This is a genomic window from Gordonia sp. 34D (assembly GCF_056682775.1).
Map to the genome: position 1 here is coordinate 2159269 of NZ_CM155293.1, position 20036 is coordinate 2179304.

16 protein-coding genes are annotated in these 20036 nt (G+C 64.3%); 7 read left to right on the top strand and 9 right to left on the bottom strand.

Annotated elements, in window-relative coordinates; all coding sequences use genetic code 11:
- Positions 1-4 precede the first annotated feature (4 nt).
- Together AC1L34_RS10035 and AC1L34_RS10040 are read left to right on the top strand one after the other, a co-directional pair.
- Positions 5-1612: a peptide chain release factor 3 gene (locus tag AC1L34_RS10035; RefSeq protein ID WP_424323234.1), complete on the top strand. Its 1608-nt coding sequence runs from the start codon at positions 5-7 to the stop codon at positions 1610-1612.
- Positions 1612-2304 carry a hypothetical protein gene (locus AC1L34_RS10040; RefSeq protein WP_424323233.1) on the top strand — a complete coding sequence of 231 codons (693 nt, stop codon included), beginning with the start codon at positions 1612-1614 and terminating at the stop codon, positions 2302-2304. The genes AC1L34_RS10035 and AC1L34_RS10040 overlap by 1 nt, the downstream gene beginning before the upstream one ends.
- 20 nt (positions 2305-2324) lie before the next feature.
- Here the strand turns inward: AC1L34_RS10040 and AC1L34_RS10045 are convergent, their stop codons facing one another.
- The 7 genes from AC1L34_RS10045 to AC1L34_RS10075 form a co-directional block, all read right to left on the bottom strand.
- A complete protein-coding gene (locus AC1L34_RS10045; RefSeq protein WP_424323232.1) occupies positions 2325-3344 on the bottom strand; it encodes an enoyl-CoA hydratase/isomerase family protein in 1020 nt (339 codons plus the stop codon).
- 61 nt (positions 3345-3405) lie between these two features.
- Positions 3406-5220 carry an ABC-F family ATP-binding cassette domain-containing protein gene (locus AC1L34_RS10050; protein WP_424324385.1) on the bottom strand — a complete coding sequence of 605 codons (1815 nt, stop codon included), beginning with the start codon at positions 5218-5220 and terminating at the stop codon, positions 3406-3408.
- 67 nt (positions 5221-5287) lie between these two features.
- The gene (locus tag AC1L34_RS10055) at positions 5288-6223 is read right to left on the bottom strand and encodes a 4-(cytidine 5'-diphospho)-2-C-methyl-D-erythritol kinase (RefSeq protein ID WP_424323231.1); all 936 of its coding nucleotides are present in this window, start codon (positions 6221-6223) and stop codon (positions 5288-5290) included.
- Positions 6223-7128: a 16S rRNA (adenine(1518)-N(6)/adenine(1519)-N(6))-dimethyltransferase RsmA gene (gene rsmA, locus AC1L34_RS10060; protein WP_424295315.1), complete on the bottom strand. Its 906-nt coding sequence runs from the start codon at positions 7126-7128 to the stop codon at positions 6223-6225. The genes AC1L34_RS10055 and rsmA overlap by 1 nt, the downstream gene beginning before the upstream one ends.
- 77 nt (positions 7129-7205) lie before the next feature.
- Positions 7206-8318, bottom strand: a complete 1113-nt coding sequence (locus AC1L34_RS10065; RefSeq protein WP_424293975.1) for a transglycosylase family protein — start codon at positions 8316-8318, stop codon at positions 7206-7208.
- Between the two features lie 78 nt (positions 8319-8396).
- Positions 8397-9218, bottom strand: a complete 822-nt coding sequence (locus AC1L34_RS10070; protein WP_424293976.1) for a TatD family hydrolase — start codon at positions 9216-9218, stop codon at positions 8397-8399.
- Positions 9219-9412: 194 nt separating this feature from the next.
- On the bottom strand, positions 9413-11158 hold the full coding sequence (locus AC1L34_RS10075; RefSeq protein WP_424293841.1) for an N-acyl-D-amino-acid deacylase family protein: 1746 nt from the start codon (positions 11156-11158) through the stop codon (positions 9413-9415).
- A gap of 166 nt (positions 11159-11324) precedes the next feature.
- Between AC1L34_RS10075 and AC1L34_RS10080 the strand changes: the two genes are divergently transcribed.
- The 5 genes from AC1L34_RS10080 (at position 11325) to AC1L34_RS10100 (ending at position 18042) form a co-directional block, all read left to right on the top strand.
- Entirely contained in the window at positions 11325-11957 is a 633-nt protein-coding gene (locus AC1L34_RS10080; RefSeq protein WP_480034734.1) for a TetR/AcrR family transcriptional regulator, read from the top strand.
- Positions 11958-11967: 10 nt separating this feature from the next.
- The gene (locus AC1L34_RS10085; protein WP_424293843.1) at positions 11968-12720 is read left to right on the top strand and encodes an HAD family hydrolase; all 753 of its coding nucleotides are present in this window, start codon (positions 11968-11970) and stop codon (positions 12718-12720) included.
- Positions 12721-12885: 165 nt separating this feature from the next.
- Positions 12886-15237: a glycoside hydrolase family 65 protein gene (locus AC1L34_RS10090; RefSeq protein ID WP_424293846.1), complete on the top strand. Its 2352-nt coding sequence runs from the start codon at positions 12886-12888 to the stop codon at positions 15235-15237.
- A 26-nt stretch (positions 15238-15263) separates the two neighbouring features.
- Complete coding sequence (gene metG, locus AC1L34_RS10095; RefSeq protein WP_480034735.1) at positions 15264-16838, top strand: methionine--tRNA ligase; 1575 nt, start codon at positions 15264-15266, stop codon at positions 16836-16838.
- Positions 16831-18042 carry an aminodeoxychorismate synthase component I gene (locus tag AC1L34_RS10100; protein WP_480034736.1) on the top strand — a complete coding sequence of 404 codons (1212 nt, stop codon included), beginning with the start codon at positions 16831-16833 and terminating at the stop codon, positions 18040-18042. The genes metG and AC1L34_RS10100 overlap by 8 nt, the downstream gene beginning before the upstream one ends.
- Positions 18043-18121: 79 nt before the next feature.
- Here AC1L34_RS10100 and AC1L34_RS10105 read toward each other — a convergent pair whose 3' ends face one another.
- A complete protein-coding gene (locus tag AC1L34_RS10105) occupies positions 18122-19198 on the bottom strand; it encodes a tellurite resistance/C4-dicarboxylate transporter family protein (protein ID WP_480034737.1) in 1077 nt (358 codons plus the stop codon).
- Positions 19195-20007 (bottom strand): 16S rRNA (cytidine(1402)-2'-O)-methyltransferase, encoded by an 813-nt coding sequence (gene rsmI, locus AC1L34_RS10110; protein ID WP_480035329.1) that lies wholly within the window; start codon positions 20005-20007, stop codon positions 19195-19197. The genes AC1L34_RS10105 and rsmI overlap by 4 nt, the downstream gene beginning before the upstream one ends.
- Positions 20008-20036 lie beyond the last annotated feature (29 nt).

Here is a 20036-nt window from a genome sequence, read left to right on the forward strand (position 1 = left end):
ACGCATGAGTTCTGAGGCCATTGCCCGAGAAGTGAAGCGCCGTCGGACATTTGCCATCATCTCTCATCCAGATGCCGGTAAGTCGACGATGACCGAGGCCCTGGCGTTGCATGCGCACATGATCAGCGAGGCCGGTGCCGTCCACGGCAAAGGCAGCCGTCGTGCCACGGTGTCCGACTGGATGGAAATGGAAAAGGCGCGTGGCATTTCGGTCAGTTCCACCGCCCTGCAATTCAGTTACCAACCGCAGTCGTCGGATTCGGACATTCCCAATGTCATCAACCTCGTCGACACCCCCGGGCACTCGGACTTCTCCGAGGACACCTATCGGGTGCTGACCGCCGTTGACGCAGCTGTCATGCTGATCGACGCCGCCAAGGGCTTAGAGCCGCAAACGTTGAAGCTGTTCCAGGTCTGTCGCCACCGCGGCATCCCGGTCATCACCGTGGTCAATAAGTGGGACCGTCCCGGCCAAACCCCGCTGGAACTGATCGACGAGATCAGTGAGCGGATCGGCCTGATCCCGACGCCGCTGTATGTACCGGTCGGTATCGCCGGTGACTACCGCGGTCTCCTGGACCGTCGAACGGGCGACTACATCCACTTCGAACGCACCGCCGGTGGTGCCAAGATCGCCCCGGAAATCCTGATGACTGCCGAGCAGGCACTCGACCGCGAAGGCGATGTGTGGATGGCGGCCAGCGAGGAGAGCGAACTCCTCAGCGCTCTCGGCCAGGATCACGACCAGGAAATGTTCCTGGCCGGTCAGACCTCGCCAATGATCTTCACCTCCGCGATGTTGAATTTCGGGGTCCGCCAACTCCTCGATGCGCTCGTCGAGTTTGCGCCGCCGCCGCGCGGACGTGACTCGATCGACGGCACCGAACGCACGGTCACCGATCCCTTCAGCGCCGTGGTCTTCAAAGTGCAGGCGGGCATGGACTCCAGCCACCGCGACCGGTTGGCTTATATGCGCATCGTGTCCGGCGAATTCGAGCGCGGCATGGTCGTCACGCACGCTCAGACGGGCAAGCCGTTTGCGACCAAGTATGCGCAGGCAGTATTCGGTCGCGATCGCTCGACCGTCGACCTGGCATTCCCCGGCGACGTCGTCGGCCTGGTGAACGCGATGGCCCTCGCCCCCGGGGACACGCTCTTCACTGACCCGAAGGTGCAGTACCCGCCGATCCCGTCGTTTGCGCCGGAGTTCTTCTCGACGCTTCGCGTCACGACCGCCGACAAGTACAAGCAGTTCCGCAAGGCTGTCGACCAGATGGACGCCGAAGGCGTGGTCCAGGTTTTGCGGAATGATGCCCGCGGTGAAGCGACGCCCGTCCTGGCCGCCGTCGGGCCCATGCAGTTCGAGGTCGTGACGGCCCGGATGAAGGCCGAATTTAATGTCGACACCATCATCGAACCGCTCGGCTATTCGATCGCCCGTCGGACCGATGAGGCCAGCGCCCCGGAGTTGAACCGGCAGCGTGGCGTCGAGGTCTTTACCCGCAGCGACGGCGCCATTTTGGCCTTGTTCTCCGACAAGTGGCGCCTGCAGTACATCGAGAAGGAACACCCCAAGCTGTTCCTCGAACCGTTGGTCGCTGCCGCCGACTAATGAACCGCCTTCCGATGATTCGACTCGGTCGTATCGTTGTGCCTGCTGCGACCGCCGCGGTTCTCGCGAGCGGTGTGGTGGCCTGTGGGACCGACCAGGGGTCGAACGACCGGTCGCGGCCCAACGCCCCGCGCGTCAATACGGTGACGAAGAAGCTGCCCGACACCGACTGCATCGCGCCGGCACACGCTGGCCGGGTCGCTCGCAGCGGCTACGGCCTCCGCTACGGCCGCGGCACCATGAATGTGTCGATCGCGCCGGTTGGCGGCAAGGCCCAGTGCGTTCAGTTCAGCAAGTCCGGTAGCACCAATCCCAATGTCCCGGGCGACGCCATGCTGTTCACCTTTACCGGTAACCGCGGCGAGGGCGCACTACTGGAGTTCCTTGCGGTCGATCTCGCGGGCGGTGTGCTTCCGTGGCCACCCGGTGCCTCAGCACGCGTGCCGGGTTCACCGATCACTTCGACGGTCGGAGTGTCGTTGGACGGTACCTACTTCACGTCCAATGTGTGCACCTTGACGGTGACGGCGGCCAATGCGGCCGTCGCCGCCGGACGGTTCGATTGCCCGAATGCGTTGGCCCAGACAGCCAACCCGCTAGACCCCAGCGACGATGTCTCCTACGACGATCCGCCTGCTGGCCCACCGCCACCGGCCGCGAAATTGAGCGGCACCTTTCTGATCAAGAAGTAGCCGCGATCGCCGGTCGGGACCTACCGCAGGCCAGCGATTCTTGCGGCGACCTGGAGGTCGACTTCGTCGACGGTGGCGGGCGAGAACGACGGATTGCGGTCCTTGTCGACCAGCACGGCTCGGACGCCCTCAGCGAAGTCGTGGTGAGCCGTAATGCGTTCTGCTGCACCAAGTTCACGATCCAAGCACTCGGCCAGCGACGACACCGCACCCTCGCCGATCAGATTCGCCGTCACAGCCAAACTGGTCGGCGACGCCGAGGCCAACTGCTCCAGCATCTGCGCGGCCCACTCATCCCCCACTGCGCCACGCAGTCCGCCGACGATCGCGACAGCATTGTCGTCGTCGAAGTACTGGGCGATCTTCTTCAGTTCCATATCCGTCGACACCGGGTCGCGGTGGTCGGCCAGCACTTCCCTCAGCGGCGCACCCTTGCGGATCCCGTCCGCAACGGTGCCGAGTTCGGCAGATGGCACAAAGTGCGTCGCTAATCCGATCGCCACCGCGTCTATCCCACCGATCCGCGAGCCTGTCAGCCCGAGCCACATGCCGACTCCCTGCGGCAGTCGCGGCAAAAAGTAGGTGGACCCCACATCTGGGATGAACCCGATTGCCGTCTCGGGCATCGCGATCGTCGCCTTCTCGGTGACGATCCGCACCTCACCGTGAACACTGATCCCCAACCCGCCACCCATGGCGGGACCGTCGATCAGCGAAATGTACGCCTTCGGGTACTCGGCAATCAGCTGATTGAGTCGGTATTCGGAACTGAAATACTTTGTCACCTCAGCAGTTTCGCCAGCCAGCACGTGTTCGCGGATAGCGCGGATGTCGCCGCCCGCGCAGAACGCCCGATCGCTCGCCGAGGTGACGAGCACCGTCTCAATGGTGTCGTCGTCGCCCCACTGCTCCAAAATGGCGTGCATGTCGTCGATCATCGTTTGATCGAGAGCATTCAACGCCCGGGGCCGATCGAGAATGATCTCCCCGACGCCGTCGCGCCCGTCGCCACTGTGAATCTCGGTGCGGATGTAAGACATGCGGCCCACGCTATCGCATTGCCGCCGCGCCACTTAGCCGCGCTCTAGCGATTGCTGCTCGCTACGAGTCAAGCACCTCGGCGGCTTCCATCCATTCGGTCTCCGCCGCCTCTTTCGCCGCCACCACGTCGCGGAGTTTCGCATCAAGCTTCGCGAGACGGTCGGGGTCGACAGCCGCGTCGATCATGTCGGCGTGGAGCTTTCGTTCCTGCTCATCGAGTTTGGCGATCTGCCGTTCGGCGCGGCTCAAAGCCTTACGTGCGGCCTGGTGTTCAGCCGCGGACAAGCCCGACGATGCCGGTGCCGCCGGAGCGGAGTTAGCCGACTTCCGGGGCACGGACGGCGCTGCCTCGTCCACCGCGCGGCGTTCCAGGTACTGGTCAATGCCGCGCGGAAGGTTCGTCAACTTGCCGTCGCCGAACAGCGCCCACGTGCTGTCGCAGACTCGCTCGATCAAGTAGCGGTCGTGGCTGATCACCACCAGCGTGCCCGCCCACGAGTCGAGGAGATCTTCCACCTGCTGCAGGGTGTCAATGTCGAGGTCGTTGGTCGGCTCATCGAGGAGCAGCACATTTGGTTCCGCCATCAGGACGCGCGTGAACTGCAGACGACGGCGCTCGCCACCCGACAGATCCGAAATCGGGGTCCGCTGCCGTGCAGGCGAGAAGCCGAGTCGCTCGGCTAACTGGCTTGCCGAGATTTCCTTGTCGCCGAGCATCACTGTGCCGGCAACTTCTTCGACGGCGTCGAGCAGGCGCATCGTCGGATCGAGGTCGTCGAGTTCCTGCCGCAACCAACCGATCGACACGGTCTTACCTTCGATCCGCTTGCCGGGTGCCACCGACACTTCCCCGGCAAGCGCGCGCAGCAGCGTCGTCTTACCGGACCCGTTCACGCCAACCAGGCCAACGCGTTCGCCCGGTGCCAGCCGCCAGGTGGTGTCTTTCAGCAGAACACGGCCCTCGCTACCGTCCGAGGTCGGTGTCTGCAGATGAGCATTTTCGAGTTCGATGACGACCCTGCCGAGCCGTCGCTTGGCGAAGCTCGACAGTTCAACCTTGTCCCGCGGTGGCGGAACGTTGGCGATCAGCTTTTCGGCCGACTCGATGCGATACTTCGGCTTCGACGTCCGCGCTGGTGCTCCGCGACGCAGCCACGCCAATTCCTTGCGCGCCAGATTGCGGCGACGTTCCTCGGCCGCATCGGCCTGACGGTCGCGCTCGGCCCGGGCAAACACCCAGTCGTTGTAGCCACCCTCGTACTCGTCGACGCGACCCGAATGAACCTCCCACGTGCGGGTGGCGACGGTGTCGAGGAACCAGCGGTCGTGCGTCACCACAATCAGGGCGCTACGACGATTCACCAGATGCTCGGCCAACCAGTAGACGCCTTCAATGTCGAGGTGGTTTGTGGGCTCGTCGAGAATCAGCAGATCCGAATCGGTCACCAGCGCAGCAGCCAGCGCGGTGCGACGCCGCTGCCCGCCCGACAGTTCGCCGACCTTGCGGTCCAGGAACCCGTCGACGCCGATTCCGCCGAGGATGCCCCGGATCCGTGCATCGCGCGCCCACTCGTGTTCGGGAACACCGACACCGATCACCGCGTCCGCAACCGTCATCTCTGGATCGAGATCGCCGCGCTGCGTAACGGTCGCAACGTGAATGCCGCCGGCCTGGGAAAGGCGGCCTGAATCAGGTTCGGTGATCCCGGCCAGAATCTCCAGGAGAGTCGTCTTGCCGCCACCGTTGAGGCCGACCACCCCGATCCGCTCGCCCTCGTGCACACCGACGCTGACCTCATCCAGCAGCGGCTTGATGCCGAAGCTCTTGCTGATGCGTTCGGCGTTAATCAGCGAGGTGTTAGTGCGGGGTGCCAAGGAATTTTCCATTTCAGTGAGATCGAGCGGGACGTACATCCCCGCCGGGTTGGTACTGGTGCTGAGTCTAGGACTGTTGGATCAACCGTGCTCCGGGCACCGGTCCGACCGCCGTGCGGACGGCCTTCGCGACACCGGAACCGGACAGTTCAGCGGCGACCCGAACAGCGGCATCCGCATCGGCGCACAGGAAAGCACAGGTGGGACCCGAACCGGAGACGATCCCGGCCAGCGCACCGGCCTCCTTTCCAGCGCGCAGGGTGCGACGCAGCATCGGCTGCAACGACAGTGCCGCCGGCTGTAGGTCGTTGTGCAGGAGTCCGGCGACCGCGTGGACGTCCCCCGAGGTGAGTGCCTGCATCAGGGCATCGGGGCTCGCCGTCCCGGCCGTGACGAGTTGATCGACGGCGCTCGGATCATTTTGGGCCCGATCCCGGAGGCGATCGATTTCGCGGTACACGGCCGGTGTCGACAGGCCTACCCCCGACACGGCAAGCACCCAGTGGAGTTCGCCGCGCTGCAGCACCGGCAGTAGCTTCTCGCCGCGACCGGTACCGAGCGCAACCCCGCCGACAACCGAAAACGGGACATCGGAGCCGAGTTCCGCGGCGACCTCAAGGAGATCATTGCGGGAGATATCGCGACGCCACAGTCGTGCGGCAGCGATCAGTGCCCCGGCGGCGTCGGCCGATCCACCGGCCATGCCACCGGCAACGGGGATGGCTTTGTCTATGGTGATCGCCACCCGCGGATCGGTACCCGCGCGCTCGGCGAGCGCAACGACTGCGCGCGCCGCCAGATTCGTGGCATCGGCGGGAACCTGCTTGCGTCCCTCACCACGCACCGTGACCGACAATTCGTCGGCGTAGCGAACATTGACGTCGTCGTAGAGCGAGAGCGCGCAGTACAGCGTCGACAGTTCGTGGAAGCCGTCGGCGCGGAGTGGTCCCACCCCGAGGTGGAGATTGATCTTTGCCGGCACCCGAGCCGTCGCGCCACCCATCATCGGGCGGCTCCGGCGGCCAAACCGGCGGCGCGACCGGCCTCGGCGAGGCGCACAAAATCGTCGATGTTGCAGCGTTCGCCGCGCAGGCCCGGATCGATATCGGCGGCGCGCAGGAGTTCCTCGGCCCGGGGAGCACTGCCCGCCCACGACGACAACGCCGAACGCAGCGTCTTGCGGCGCTGCGCAAATGCGGCATCGATCGCGGTGAAGGTGCGCACCCGGAGGTCGTTGTCGGTGCCGAAGCGGTCGCGCCGGTCGATGCGGACCAGCCCGGACTCGATCTTGGGTTCGGGCCAGAAAACATGCTTGCCGATGGAGCCTGCGCGGGCGACGTCGCCGTAGAAGCGTGCCTTAACGCTGGGAACACCATAGATACGACCGCCGGGGGTCGCGGCCAAGCGATCTGCGACTTCCGCCTGCACCATCACCAAAGCCACGCGGATGGTCGGGAACTGCGCCATCAAGTGCAGCAGCACCGGGACCGCGACGTTGTACGGAAGGTTCGCGACCAGTGCGGTCGGCGTCTGCGGAAGGTCGTCGGGTCGCACGGTAAGGGCGTCGGCGGTGACGATGTCGAAGTTGGCGGCCTGCGCGGGCGCGAACTCGGCGATGGTCTGGGGAAGGCGCGCGGCGAGCTTTGGATCAATTTCGACGGCAACCACCCGGCCGGCCTCGGCGAGCAACGCCAGCGTCAGCGAACCCAGCCCGGGACCCACTTCCAGCACCACGTCGTCGGCGCCGATGCCGGAGGCCGTGACGATGCGACGGACCGTGTTTGCGTCGTGCACAAAGTTTTGTCCCAGCGTCTTGGTGGGACGCACGTCGAGTTCGGCGGCGAGCGCACGAATCTCCACCGGGCCGAGCAATCGGGGCGACTGCGGCGAGTCAGGGACGGTATTCACCTAGCTATTGTGACTGATAGGTGCGGCAGACACCGATTCCCAGCGCCGAAGCGCTGGGAATGGGTAATCACGTCGGGTCAGCGAATGCCGAGCTGCGAGGTGCACGAGGGCCATGCGCCCCAACCTTGAGCGGCCTGAGTCTTGGAGGCAATCGCAATCTGCTCTTCGCGGGTGGCGAGGTCGGCGCGCGGTGCGTATTCCTGGCCGCCCCAGCGGTCCCAGGTGTTCTGGTCGAACTGGATGCCGCCGTAGTAGCCGTTCCCGGAGTTGATGGCCCAGTTACCGGTCGACTCACACTGGGCGAGACGATCCCAAACGCCGTAAGGCACGAAGGGCGCGCCCGGCTTGGTGCCCACGCGGACGGTGGCCGGCTGCGGCTCAACGAGAATCTTTTCGCCGACCTTGGTCTTCTTGACGACCTTGCCGTTGATGGTCTTCACCGTGTAAGTCACATCGGCCTTACCGGGTGTGCCCGGCTTGTCGACAACCTTGCGGCCCTTGATGAGAGTCGGGTCGTCGGTCTTCTTCTCCGGCGGTTTCACCGCCTCGGTGACGGTCTTGTCTTCGGTCTTGATTCGCACAACGCGGATCGCCATGTCTTTGCTGACCGGAGTGTTGGCGGCCGGGTACACCTCGTCGGTCTTCGACAGCGGTTCGCCAGCCTTCGCAACGAGTTCACCGACGGTCTTCGCGGCGACGGTCGGAGTGGTCCGCTTGCCGCCGTCATCGAGCTTGACGGGCTTGGGCAGGGTCACGTCAAGGTCGGCGCCTGCGACCGGGAGGACGTCGTTGAGCGGCAGTGTGACGGCGCTTTGCGTCATACCGCGTTCGGCGAGCACTTGCTCGACGGTCGACGCGTTGGTGGTGATGTGGACGGGCTTGCCGTCGACGACGAGCTGAATCTTCTTCAGACGGTCGATCGCAATGGTCTGGTTGGCCTGCGGGGTGCTATCGAGCGCAACGTTCACTTTGTCGCCGGGGGAAGGAGTGATGCCGTTATCGCGAAGCACACCGTCCACCGAGAAAGCCATGGTGCTGACGGTGGTGATTTGTCCGTCGACCGCGAGAGTCACTTCTTTGTGCATGGCGGCACCGGTGGCGGCACCGGCCGCGACGGTGACAAGGACGGCACCGAGAGCGGTGCGGGCGCGCATGGACGTGGACGTGTTAATGCGAGTAAATACAGACAATTCTTTTTCCTGCCGGGTTGAGAGAAAGCTATCCGCGACGGCAGCACGGATCACGGTACGGTAACGGTTTGGTAGCTGTTACCGCAACGGCAGCGAGTAGACGCGGCGCGCGTTTGCCCCCAGGATGAGGGCCATCTGTTCATCCGACACGCCGCGCAGCGTCGCCAACGCACGTGCCGTATAAGGCACGCAGTACGACTGATTTGGCTGGCCACGGTAGGGATGCGGGGTCAGGAAGGGCGCATCCGTCTCCACCAAAATCTGCCCGTCGGGGACGATGAGCGCTGCCTCACGCAGTTCAGCCGAGTTGTTAAATGTCACAGTTCCGGCAAAGCTCAACACGTACCCGAGATTGATGCATTCCCGGGCAATCTCGCGGTCGCCGGAGAAGCAGTGCATCACGACCGTCTCGGGTGCGCCTTCGGCGGCGAGCACATCCAGCAGATCGCGATCGGCGTCCCGATTGTGAATCATCAGGGCTTTGCCCGACCGCTTGGCGAGATCGATATGCCAGGCAAACGCGTCCCGCTGCACGGCTGGGTCGGCGCAATCTTCCGACCGCGTCGTCCAGTAGAAGTCGAGGCCGGTCTCGCCGATGGCGACAACCCGTGGGTCCGCCGCCATTTCTTCGAGTTCCGCGCGGGCGTCCTCGGTGAGGTCACCGGCGTGCGTGGGGTGCAGTCCGATGGCCGCGAACGCCCGCTCGTCCCAGTGTGCGGCGGCCACCGCCCAGCGCGCATCGACCATGTCGTCCGCGACGGTCACAACCTGCTGCACACCGACGGCTTCCGCGTGATCGAGAATCGCGCGGACGTCTTCCTCCGTGCGACCACCGCACGCAGCGAGGTGGGTATGCGCATCAACCAGACCCGGAAGTGGTTCGGGATCTGGCGGCGGCATCCGCCGTTGACGCTTACGGATCTCCTTCGCGGAGAGTTCCCCAGACGATTCGGTCACCGCTCTAGGGTGCCTGACTCGTCAGATCCGCGCACATCGCACCCCGCTCTCACCTCGTCGGCCACTCAAAAACGTTTCGTCCGTACTTTGGGCCCAAATACTGGGCCCAAAGTACGGACGGGACGCTTCTTCTTGAGTTATGCGCCAGCGCGGAGGAACTCGCCGGTGCGTTCGGTACCGAGCACCGGCAGCGGCTCACCGGCATCAACTACTTGGCGGCCACCGACGAAGACGGCGTTCACCGTCGCGTCGTTGCGGTTCACCATGCGCGATAGCCCGTCGTACTCGGGAACCGGGGCCTCCGCGTAACCGTCAAGGCTGTCGTCCAGGTGGGCCGGATCAATAACGACAATGTCGGCGCGATCACCAACGCGCAGATGGCCGGCGTTGATGCCGTACCAGTCGGCGAGTTCACCGCTGAGGCGATGGACAGCCTGCTCGACGGTCATGAATGGCGTGCCCGCCTTCTGCGCATCGTTCACGCGACGCAGCAGGCGCAGACCGAAGTTGTAGAACGACATGTTCCGCAGGTGGGCACCGGCATCGGAAAAGCCGAGCTGAATCCCCGGGTCGGAGGCAAACTTGTTCAGCACCTCGGGGCGGTGGTTCGAGATCGTCGTCCGCCACCGAAGCTTCTTACCGTGCTCCACCAGCAGGTCGAGGAAAGCATCGACCGGGTGGACGCCGCCGCGATCAACACCGACCTGACCGAAGGTTTTGCCAACCACGGTCGCATCAGGGCAGTCGACGATCTCCGCGTCGAAAAAGTCGCGGTGCCACACGCGCGGCCCATACTTCTTGTCGTAATCCTTGCGGAAGGCGCGGCGGTAGTTCTCGTCGGTCAGCAGCGCGTGCTGTTCGTCGAGACGGTTGGCGAGGTCCAGGGCTGCGGCACCGGAGCCGAACTCTTCAAAGACCGGGAGGTCGATGCCGTCCGAATACACCTCGAACGGGACCGGCAGGTGCTGCCAGCGGAAGTCACCGCCCATCGCGTTGACGGTGCGCGCCATCAGTGGGAAAAGCTTGGCAATGCCGGGAATTGCTTTGACGTCGGCCGCCGAAAGCAAACTGACCTTCAGGTTGGGGCGGAACAACCCGATGGTGGACAGGGTCATCGCCACCATGCTCTGCGGGCGCCCCACATCGGGTCCACCCTGCAGGGCACGACCGCGCTTGCGCAGGATCGTGTTGAGACGGCTGCGCTCCTTCGGCTTGGCGTACGTCGACGGCAGGGTCCGCGAGCGGCAGACTTCGCCGTCGAGTTTGTCGAACAGCAACTGTTGGCTCGACATGCCAACGAAGCCAGCATCGAGGGCGTCCTCGAGGTGCTTCTCGATCGCGCTCAACTCGGCAGGGGTCGGTCGGACATCCTTGCGGGTAGCACGCTCCAAGCCCATTTCGGCGGCGCGAATATCCGAATGGCCGATGAAAGCGGCGACGTTCGGGCCCAGCGGCAGCTCCTCAAGCGCCTGCACATAACCCTCGGCCGACGACCACGTCTTCTTCTCATCCAAAGCCGCGACCACATGCTTGCGCGGAATGGCCTCCACGCGGCCAAAGAGATCGCCAGCGTCCGAGGAGTTCACGTGCACGGTCGATAGAGAGCACGAGCCGACGATGATCGAGGTGACACCGTGGCGAACAGACTCCTCCAGCCCCGGCCGCAGCAGGACTTCGACGTCGTAGTGGGTATGGATATCGACGAAGCCGGGGACGACCCATTTGCCTTCGGCGTCGATCACGGTGTCGCAGCCGGTCTCATCGAGGTCTTTGGTGCTGACGTCAGCAATCCGGCCATCACGGATTCCCAGGTTGCGCACCAGCGACGGCCCGCCGGTGCCGTCGAACCATTGGCCGTTCTTCACGATCGCGTCGTAGGTCATCGCCCATCAACTCCATAACTTTGGTGCGACGACACCCGCCGCCGCACACATTCTGTGACTGAAGTCATAATTGAACTTCGCTGACAGTCTGTCAAGTGACCGGCATGCAATTCACTCACTGCCATTGGGGCTTGTCAGGTGAGAGTCTGTGCGCCACAGTGAACAGGTGAGCACGCCGAGCCAAACCAAGTCGTCTACCCGCGTCTCGCTGCGCGAAGAACAAAAGCGGACGACGCGCGCAAAACTCCTCGAAGCGGCCCGCACACAGTTCGCGAACCGCGGCTATGCGGCCGTCACGATTGACGACATCGTCAGCGACGTCGGGTGCAGTCGGGCAACCTTCTACCTGCACTTTCCGGCAAAGATCGATGCGCTGCTCGCCCAAGCCAACTCGCAGGTGGGCCCCAGCGCCGTCACCATCTACCAAGACCTCGACCAGGTTCTCGCGACCGGTTCGCGCGATGAGTTCTCCGCTTGGATAATGCGCTCCCTCGACTGGTTCAGCGAATACAGCGAACTTTTTCAAGCGTGGGACGAAGCCACCACCTTGGAGCCGGAATTCCGGTCAATCGCCCGCGAAGGCATCGCCACCCTCCCAGACTCGATGACCCAATACTTGTCACGGTGGCCCGACGACCGTCGCGAAGAAGCCCGCCTGCGGGTGGAACTCCTCGCGACCCAACTGGAGCGCTTCTTCACCCGCTGGGTCACATTCGGCACCATCGACGGTTCAGCCGAACTTGCCGTCCGCGTCCTCACTGATGTCTGGTATCCGGCGCTGACCGTCCCGGCGCGGTAGCGTCGAAAGGGTGCTGGGACTTCCACGCGACGTCACCGTCGCCCTCTTCGATCTTGACGGCGTCCTCACCGACACCGCCTCCGTTCACCGCGTCGCATGGGCCAACGCTTTTGACGCCTTCCTGCGCGACCGCGCGGGCGGCGACATCGCTGACCGCACCGATGAACTGCGACCGTTCACCGATCAGGACTACTTCGATTACGTCGACGGGCGCCCCCGAATGGACGGCGTGCGGTCGTTCCTGAAATCGCGCAACCAAGCCTTTGACGATGCTCAGGCCAATGCGATCGCCACCGGAAAGAATGACGCCTTCCTCGCTGCACTCGAACGCGACGGCGTCACCGCCTATCCCGGTTCGGTCCGCTACCTGCACGCTGCCCGGGACGCCGGTCTGCACATCGCGGTCGTGACCAGTTCCCGCAATGGGGAGCAAGTCCTGGCTGCGGCCGGGCTGTCGGAGTTCGTCGAGCAGCGCGTCGATGGCAACACGATTATCGACGAGCAACTCGCCGGGAAACCAGCTCCCGATTCGTACCTTCGCGGCGCGGAACTGATGGGCGTTCCACCCGCCGCCGCGGCAGTCTTCGAAGACGCGATTTCCGGGGTTCAGGCGGGTGCCGCCGGTGACTTCGGTTACGTCGTGGGAATTGATCGCGTCGGTGGCGGCCAGTCTGCGGCCATGCGGGCCGCCGGTGCCTCTATCGTCGTTGGCGACCTTGATGAATTATTAAGTGGCGTTGAATCGTTAAGTGGCGATGACTAGTTGACCGGCAACAGTGCTGTTGCCGACAACTGACGTCCTATCCGCGAGCATGCTCCCGTCAACGAAGGACTGCCTGTGATCGAGCCGACCACCAGCGAATTGGCCCACACCACGCACGGCGACACGTCGAGCCACACCGACCCGGTCAACGTGCCCCACCACGGCATGCATCCGGCTGAGGGCTTCGACGTGAGCCCCTGGCAGTTGCGGTGGCGCGGCCTCGACATCGACATGATCGGCCGCACCGAAACCCTCTTCGCGCTCTCCAACGGGCATATTGGTTTGCGCGGGAGCTTTGAAGAGGGCGAGCCCGTCGATCTGCCGGGTACCTACCTCAGCGGTTTTTACGAACTACGCGACCTGCCGTATGCCGAAAGTGGTTACGGCTACCCCGAATCCGGGCAGACCGTCGTCAACGTGACCGACAGCAAGGTCATCCGCCTCCTCGTGGAAGACGAGCCGATGGACTTGCGGTACGGCCGCACCGTCGAACACGAGCGCGTCCTTGATTTCCGGACCGGCACCCTTCGGCGCAACACCCTGTGGACATCACCGACCGGCCGCACCGTCCGCATCCGCTCGGAACGGCTCGTATCCTTCACCAAACGCGCCGTCGCAGCCATCCGCTACGAAGTCGAACCCATCGGCGAAGACATGAAGCTGGTCCTGCAATCGGACCTGCTGGCGAACGAGCCGATCTCCGGTGCCTCCGCCAAGGACGACCCCCGCCTCGCGGCCGCCCTCGAGCAGCCGCTGGTGTCCGACCTTGCCGACTGCGAAGGCCTTTCCGCGGTCCTGGTTCACCACACGCGGCGGTCGGAGCTGTCGGTGGCCGCGGGAATGGACCACGAGGTCGAACTCCCGTCAACCGCGGACTGCACCATTCGCGCCGACGGGGACCTCGCCCGATTGACCATCGCCGCGACCGTCCCGCAGGGCACCAAACTGGTGCTGACCAAGTACATGGGTTACGGCTGGTCGGCGCGGCGTTCGGTACCGGCTTTGCGGTCGCAGGTCGACGCAGCGCTCGCCATGGCTAAGGAAACCGGCTGGGACGCGCTGAAGCAGGAGCAGGCCGATTACCTCGACGAGTTCTGGCTCGACGCCGACATCGAACTCGACGGCGATCCCGAAATGCAGCAAGCCGTGCGCTTCTCGCTGTTCCACGTCTTGCAGGCCGGTGCGCGCGGGCAGTCGCGGGCAATCCCGGCCAAGGGGCTCACCGGACCCGGGTACGACGGCCACACCTTCTGGGATACCGAGAGCTTTGTGCTGCCCATGCTCACTTACACCGTTCCCGCGGCGGCCGGCGAGGAACTTCGGTGGCGTCACGCCACCCTGCATCAGGCGAAGGCACGGGCAGCAGAACTCGCCCAAGACGGTGCCATGTTCCCGTGGCGCTCGATCAATGGCGACGAGTGCTCAGGCTACTGGCCCGCTGGCACCGCGGGCATTCACGTGTCCGCCGACATCGCGAACGCGACGGCCCGCTACATCCGGGCGAGCGGCGACGAGGCCTTCGAAGTGGAGTGCGGCGTCGAACTTCTCGTCGAGATCGCCCGCTTCTTTGCTGGCTTCGGGCACCACGATTCCGCTGGCCGCTTCCGAATTGACGGCATTACCGGCCCCGACGAGTACACGGCCATCGTCAACAACAATGTGTTCACGAACCTGGCCGCGCAGCAGGCCTTCCGCGATGCGGTCGCCTCATGCTCACGGCAGCCAGCCGTCTCCGCCGCGCTCGGCGTCACCGACGAGGAGACCGCCCACTGGACAAGGTGCGCGGACGACATGACAATTCCCTACGACGACGCCCTCGGCGTTCACCAGCAATGCGAGGCGTTCACCCTCCTCGACAAATGGGATTTTGAACGATCCCGCGACCGGTACCCCCTGCTGTTGAACTATCCGTACTTCGATCTGTACCGCAAGCAGGTCGTCAAGCAGGCCGACCTCGTCTTCGCGATGTACCTGTTCGGCGACCGCTTCTCGGCCGAGCAGAAGTTGGCGAACTTCGACTACTACTACCCCATCACCGTTCGCGACTCGTCACTGTCTGCCTGCTGTGAGGCGGTCACGGCAGCCGAGGTCGGCTACCTCGATCTCGCCTACGACCTGCTCAGCGAGTCCGTGTTCACTGACCTGCACGACCTTCACAACAATGTGTCGTCGGGTTTGCACATCGCGGCGCTGGCCGGTGCCTGGACCGATTGTGTCGCCGGGTTCGGCGGCATGCGCGACTTCGACGGGCAGATCACCTTTGCCCCGCGCCTGCCAACCCAACTCGGGTACATGTCGTTCCGCATGGTGGTCCGAGAGTCGCGGATCGTGGTCGCTGTCGATCAAGAAAAGGCCACGTATCGACTGTTGTCGGGTCCGACCCTCGAGTTGGCGCACCACGGTGAGCGCTTCGTGTTGAGCGATGCGCCGGTCACCTTGGACATCCCGAAGGTCGAAAAGCGGACGCCTCCGCAGGCACCTCCGGGCTGCGAGCCGTACCAGCGGTCCGCGCGCTGACGGTTCGCCCGTACAATCACCGTATTATGCCGAGCGAGTCTTTTGGCGCGTCGTCGCCCTTTTACATCACCACCGCCATCGCGTACCCGAACGGCGCCCCGCACATCGGGCACGCCTACGAATTCATCTCGGCTGACGTGCTGGCGCGGTTCAAGTCGTTGGATGGTTTCGACGTCCGGTTCCAGTCTGGTACCGACGAGCACGGCCAGAAGATGCAGCAAACCGCCGAGAAGGAAGGCGTGTCGACGGCAGAACTCGCGAAAACGAACTCCGACCGTTTCGAGACTCTGCACCAGACGCTCGGCACCGATCTGAGCCGCTTCATCCGCACCACCGACACCGATCACCACCGCGCTTCGGAGGAGATTTGGAAGCGGATGGAAGCGGCTGGCGACATCTACCTCGATTCGTATGCCGGCTGGTACGACGTCCGCGACGAGGCCTTCTACGCCGCCGACGAGACCAGCCTCAACGAAGCTGGCGAACGCATCGCCACCGAGAATGGGCACGTCCTGACATGGACGGAAGAGCAGACGTACTTCTTCCGACTGTCGAACTACCAGGATCGACTGCTGGCGCTCTTCGACGAACATCCCGAGTTCATCGGTCCCGATGTCCGACGCAATGAGGTCCGCAGCTTTGTGGCTGGTGGCCTCAACGACCTGTCGATTTCTCGCACCACGTTCGATTGGGGTGTCAAGGTTCCGGGCGCACCCGATCACGTCATGTACGTGTGGGTCGATGCCCTGACCAATTACCTGACCGGCGTTGGTTTCCCCGACGACGAAGCGACGCTCGCCAAGTACTGGCCCGCCGACCTCCACATCATTGGCAAAGACATCATCCGGTTCCACTGCGTGTACTGGCCTGCATTCCTGATGAGCGCTGGCATCGAGGTCCCGAAGCGGGTCTTCGCGCACGGGTTCCTGTTCAACCGCGGCGAAAAGATGAGCAAGTCGGTCGGCAACGTCGTTGACCCGAACGAATTGGTCGAGCAATTTGGTCTCGACGCGGTCCGCTTCTTCTTCCTCCGCGAGGTGTCGTACGGGCAGGATGGTTCGTATTCGGCCGAGGCCATCGTCTCCCGAAATAATGCCGACCTCGCCAACGAGTACGGCAACATGGCGCAGCGGACGCTGAGCATGATCGGCAAGTACTTCGAGTCGGTGGTCCCGACGCCCGGCGAGTTCACCGCCGAGGATCGGGCATTGCTCGACGCCGCCGACGCACTGCTCCCGAAGGTGCGGGAGCAGTTCGACAAGCAGGCCATCCACCTCGGCATCGAGGCACTGTGGTCGGTCTTGGCAGAGGCGAACCGGTATGTGTCATCGCAGGAGCCGTGGAAGCTGGCGAAGACCGATCTGGACCGCACTGGCACCGTCTTGTACGTGTGCGCCGAGGTGGTTCGGATCGTGACGCTGCTGGCGCAGCCGGTGATGCCGGGCTCAACGTCGACCCTGTTGGATTTGTTGGCGGTGGACGCCGATCCATCTGCCCGCCAGTTCACGGCGGTCACGGACCGACTGGTGTCGGGCGCGGTGCTCCCGAAGCCCTCGCCCGTCTTCCCGCGCCAAGAAGTCCCCACCGAAGACTGTGCCTAGCACCGACGCGAGTGCCCGCGGAGTTACCCCGGGCTCATCAAGTAGCCCCTTTGCCCCCTCAGCGCTCGACGTTGTCCGCGCGCTCAACGCGCACACGCGGCGACTTGGGCTGCCTGGGCCAGCCGCACTCATCGGCGACTGGGCTGATGTCGACGCGGTAATCGCGCCGTCGATCAAACTGGTCGCCGGGTGCGCGCCACCGGCGAACCCGGACCGGTTTTGGTTCGGTGCACTCTCGTTTCCGGTGCGGGTCGACGAATCACCGCTACCGGAGGTCGTTGGCGGGCTGGTGGACGGCGTTCTGCTGCTGTCGGACGGTGAATGGTTGTGGCGGAGTGTCACCGGTGCCCCGCAGCCGGACTGGGTAAGGCAGGCCCGGCAAACTGTGGCCCACTCCGAGCCGTGGCAAACGGATTGGGCTACGCCGAGCCGCGACGCCCATCTTGACGCCGTCGAGCATTGTTTGGACGCGATTCGCGCCGGCGAGGTGTACCAGGCGTGTGTGTGCACACAGTTCCGTGGCCAACTGACCGGAAACGCCCTCGATTTCTTCGCCGATATCGCGGCGACGACGGCCCCCGCTAAATCAGCCTGGTTGTCCGGCGAGTGGGGATCGATCGCCAGTTTTAGCCCAGAGTCCTTCCTGAACCGACGAGGTACCCATGTCACGTCGTCCCCAATCAAAGGCACGGTCCCAGCTGCGACCGATCCGGCGGTCTTGAGCGCGTCGTCGAAGGACATCGCGGAGAATGTGATGATCGTCGACCTGGTCCGCAACGATCTTGGCCGCGTCGCCCGGATTGGGTCGGTGACCGTTCCGGACCTGCTCACCGTTGTGGGAGCACCGGGCGTGTGGCATTTGGTATCGACGGTGGCAGCCGAGCTCAACGCGGACGTCGGACATGACGCGCTGCTCGACGCGACGTTCCCGCCCGCTTCGGTGACCGGGACGCCGAAGATTCGCGCGATGGAACTGCTCGCGGATTGGGAAGGCGACGCCCGCGGAGTTTACTGCGGCGCTATCGGAGTGGCAGGGCCCGACGGGCTCCTCGATTTGAATGTCGCGATCCGCACGGTCGCCATCACGCCCAGCAACAACCTCACTTTGGGAGTGGGCGGCGGCATCACCATCGACTCCTCCCCCTCCGCCGAGTGGCAAGAATGCCTCGACAAAGCCGCATCAATCGTCGACTTCTCCGCCTGACGCACCCCGCCCCCTTGCCCGTTCCCGCATGATGCGTCGATTCCCGCACTACGTCTGACGTAATGCGGGAATCGACGCATCATGCGGGAACAGCGGGCCGGGGCTTGCGACGAGGGGCGTTCGTCCAGGGTTGGAGGAGGAAGCCGGCAAACGTGAGGAACCAGGCGGCGACGGCGATCCAGAGTTCGACGCTGCCGATCTTATCGAGAACGGGCATCGTGTTGACGATGCCGATCTGGCGGGAACCGACACCGTACATCCCGAGGGGGAACACGATGGCCCACACGGATACGTCATAGCGCAGCGGGATCCGGTGACGGATATGCCGCCACCAACCGGCGAACAACAGAGGCGGAATCAGCCAGGTGCCGAAGGCCCAGAAGAACAGCGACACCGCCTCAATGGTTCCGCGCGTGATCAACAGGACCGGCGCATCGGCCATCTGCCCGATCGTCGCACCGGCGACGACGGTAATCGCGGTAGCCCCCATCGCGATCCAATACGCGCCAGTCAACTGATCGGGGTGCGGGTGATACATGAAAATCCGCGTCGCCACGAATAGCGCCACCGCCATATAGAGGAAGACTCCGACGGCCCAACAGGCCACCGCAAGCAGTGCGAGTTCGGCACGGTAAACACTCACGTGCGGCTGGATGCCCGCAGCCAACACGGCCACCGACTGCACGGCCACCACCCACAGAAACCAGGTGCCGTCGGCGCGTTCTAGCTGAGGTTGACCGGTCCGGGCCGAAAAAGCCAACGGCGGCAAGGTATATCCGAGGACCAGAAACAAGGCCAACGCAGTTCCCAGGAGAATCAGCGCGGCGGTGACGTGACCGTCAAACACCAGCCGCGAACCGAGCACACCGGTCGCAGCCACCACGGTGAAAAAGCCGAACGTCCGGCCGGGCACACGAAGGTCGAACGCGAACGCATCGCGATGGCGTACTAAACGGACCAGCGTCAGGATCCAGAGGATCACGTAGGTCACCGCAGCGATCCACAGCAGTGCGACGGACAAAGCATCCCAGCCCTGCACGCTCCCCGCGATCGAAATGATCCCGGTTGCCATCACCATCGAGAAGTATCCGGGATGCAGGGTCCGCACCACATCATCGGTTCGGTCGGCGAAGCTGCGATCGACGGTGGCGGTCATTGGTTGTCGCTCCGCGCCTCCAGCACCGCCTGGTACACATCCCGCCGCGAGAAGGGCGTGCCCGCGGCAGCTTGGGCGCTCGCATCCTTCAGCCGCACCCCGCTCTCGGCAAGTTCCTGGGCTCGTGCCACCACATCCGTGAGTTCGACGGTGTCGTCGACGGCGGGGGCACCGGCGATCACGACGGTGATCTCGCCCCTCACCCCGTTCGCTGCCCAATCGGCAAGTTCGGCGAGCCCTCCGCGCCGGACTTCCTCATACGTTTTCGTCAGTTCGCGACAGACGGCGGCACGACGATCCGGCCCCAGTACGACTGCCGCGTCAGCCAACGTTTGCGCCAGCCGGTGCGGAGATTCAAAGAAGACGACGGTCCGCGGCTGGGTGCGGAGTTCGGCGAGCCAGTCTTGGCGTTGGCCGGGTTTACGGGGGGCAAAGCCATCGAAGCAGAACCGTTCAGACGGCATCGCAGACAGGGCCAGAGCCGTGGTGACGGCGGACGGCCCTGGAAGACACGTCATCGGAAGGTCTGCTTCCGCGCAGGCAACGACGAGACGGTAGCCGGGGTCGCTGACCGACGGCATCCCAGCATCGGTCACGAGCAGGACCGTCGACCCGCTGTGGATCGCTTCGATGAGGCCGGGCGTGCGGGCGGCCTCAACTTGGTCGTAGTAGCTGAGCAGTTGTCCGGTGATTTCCACGTCCAACGACGACGCCAGCGACCGCGCCCGGCGAGTGTCTTCGGCAGCGACGATGTCGGCGGATGCGAGGGCCTCGCGCAGTCGAGGCGAGGCGTCGCCGGGCTGTCCCATGGGGGTGCCGGCCAGCACGAGCCGTCCGA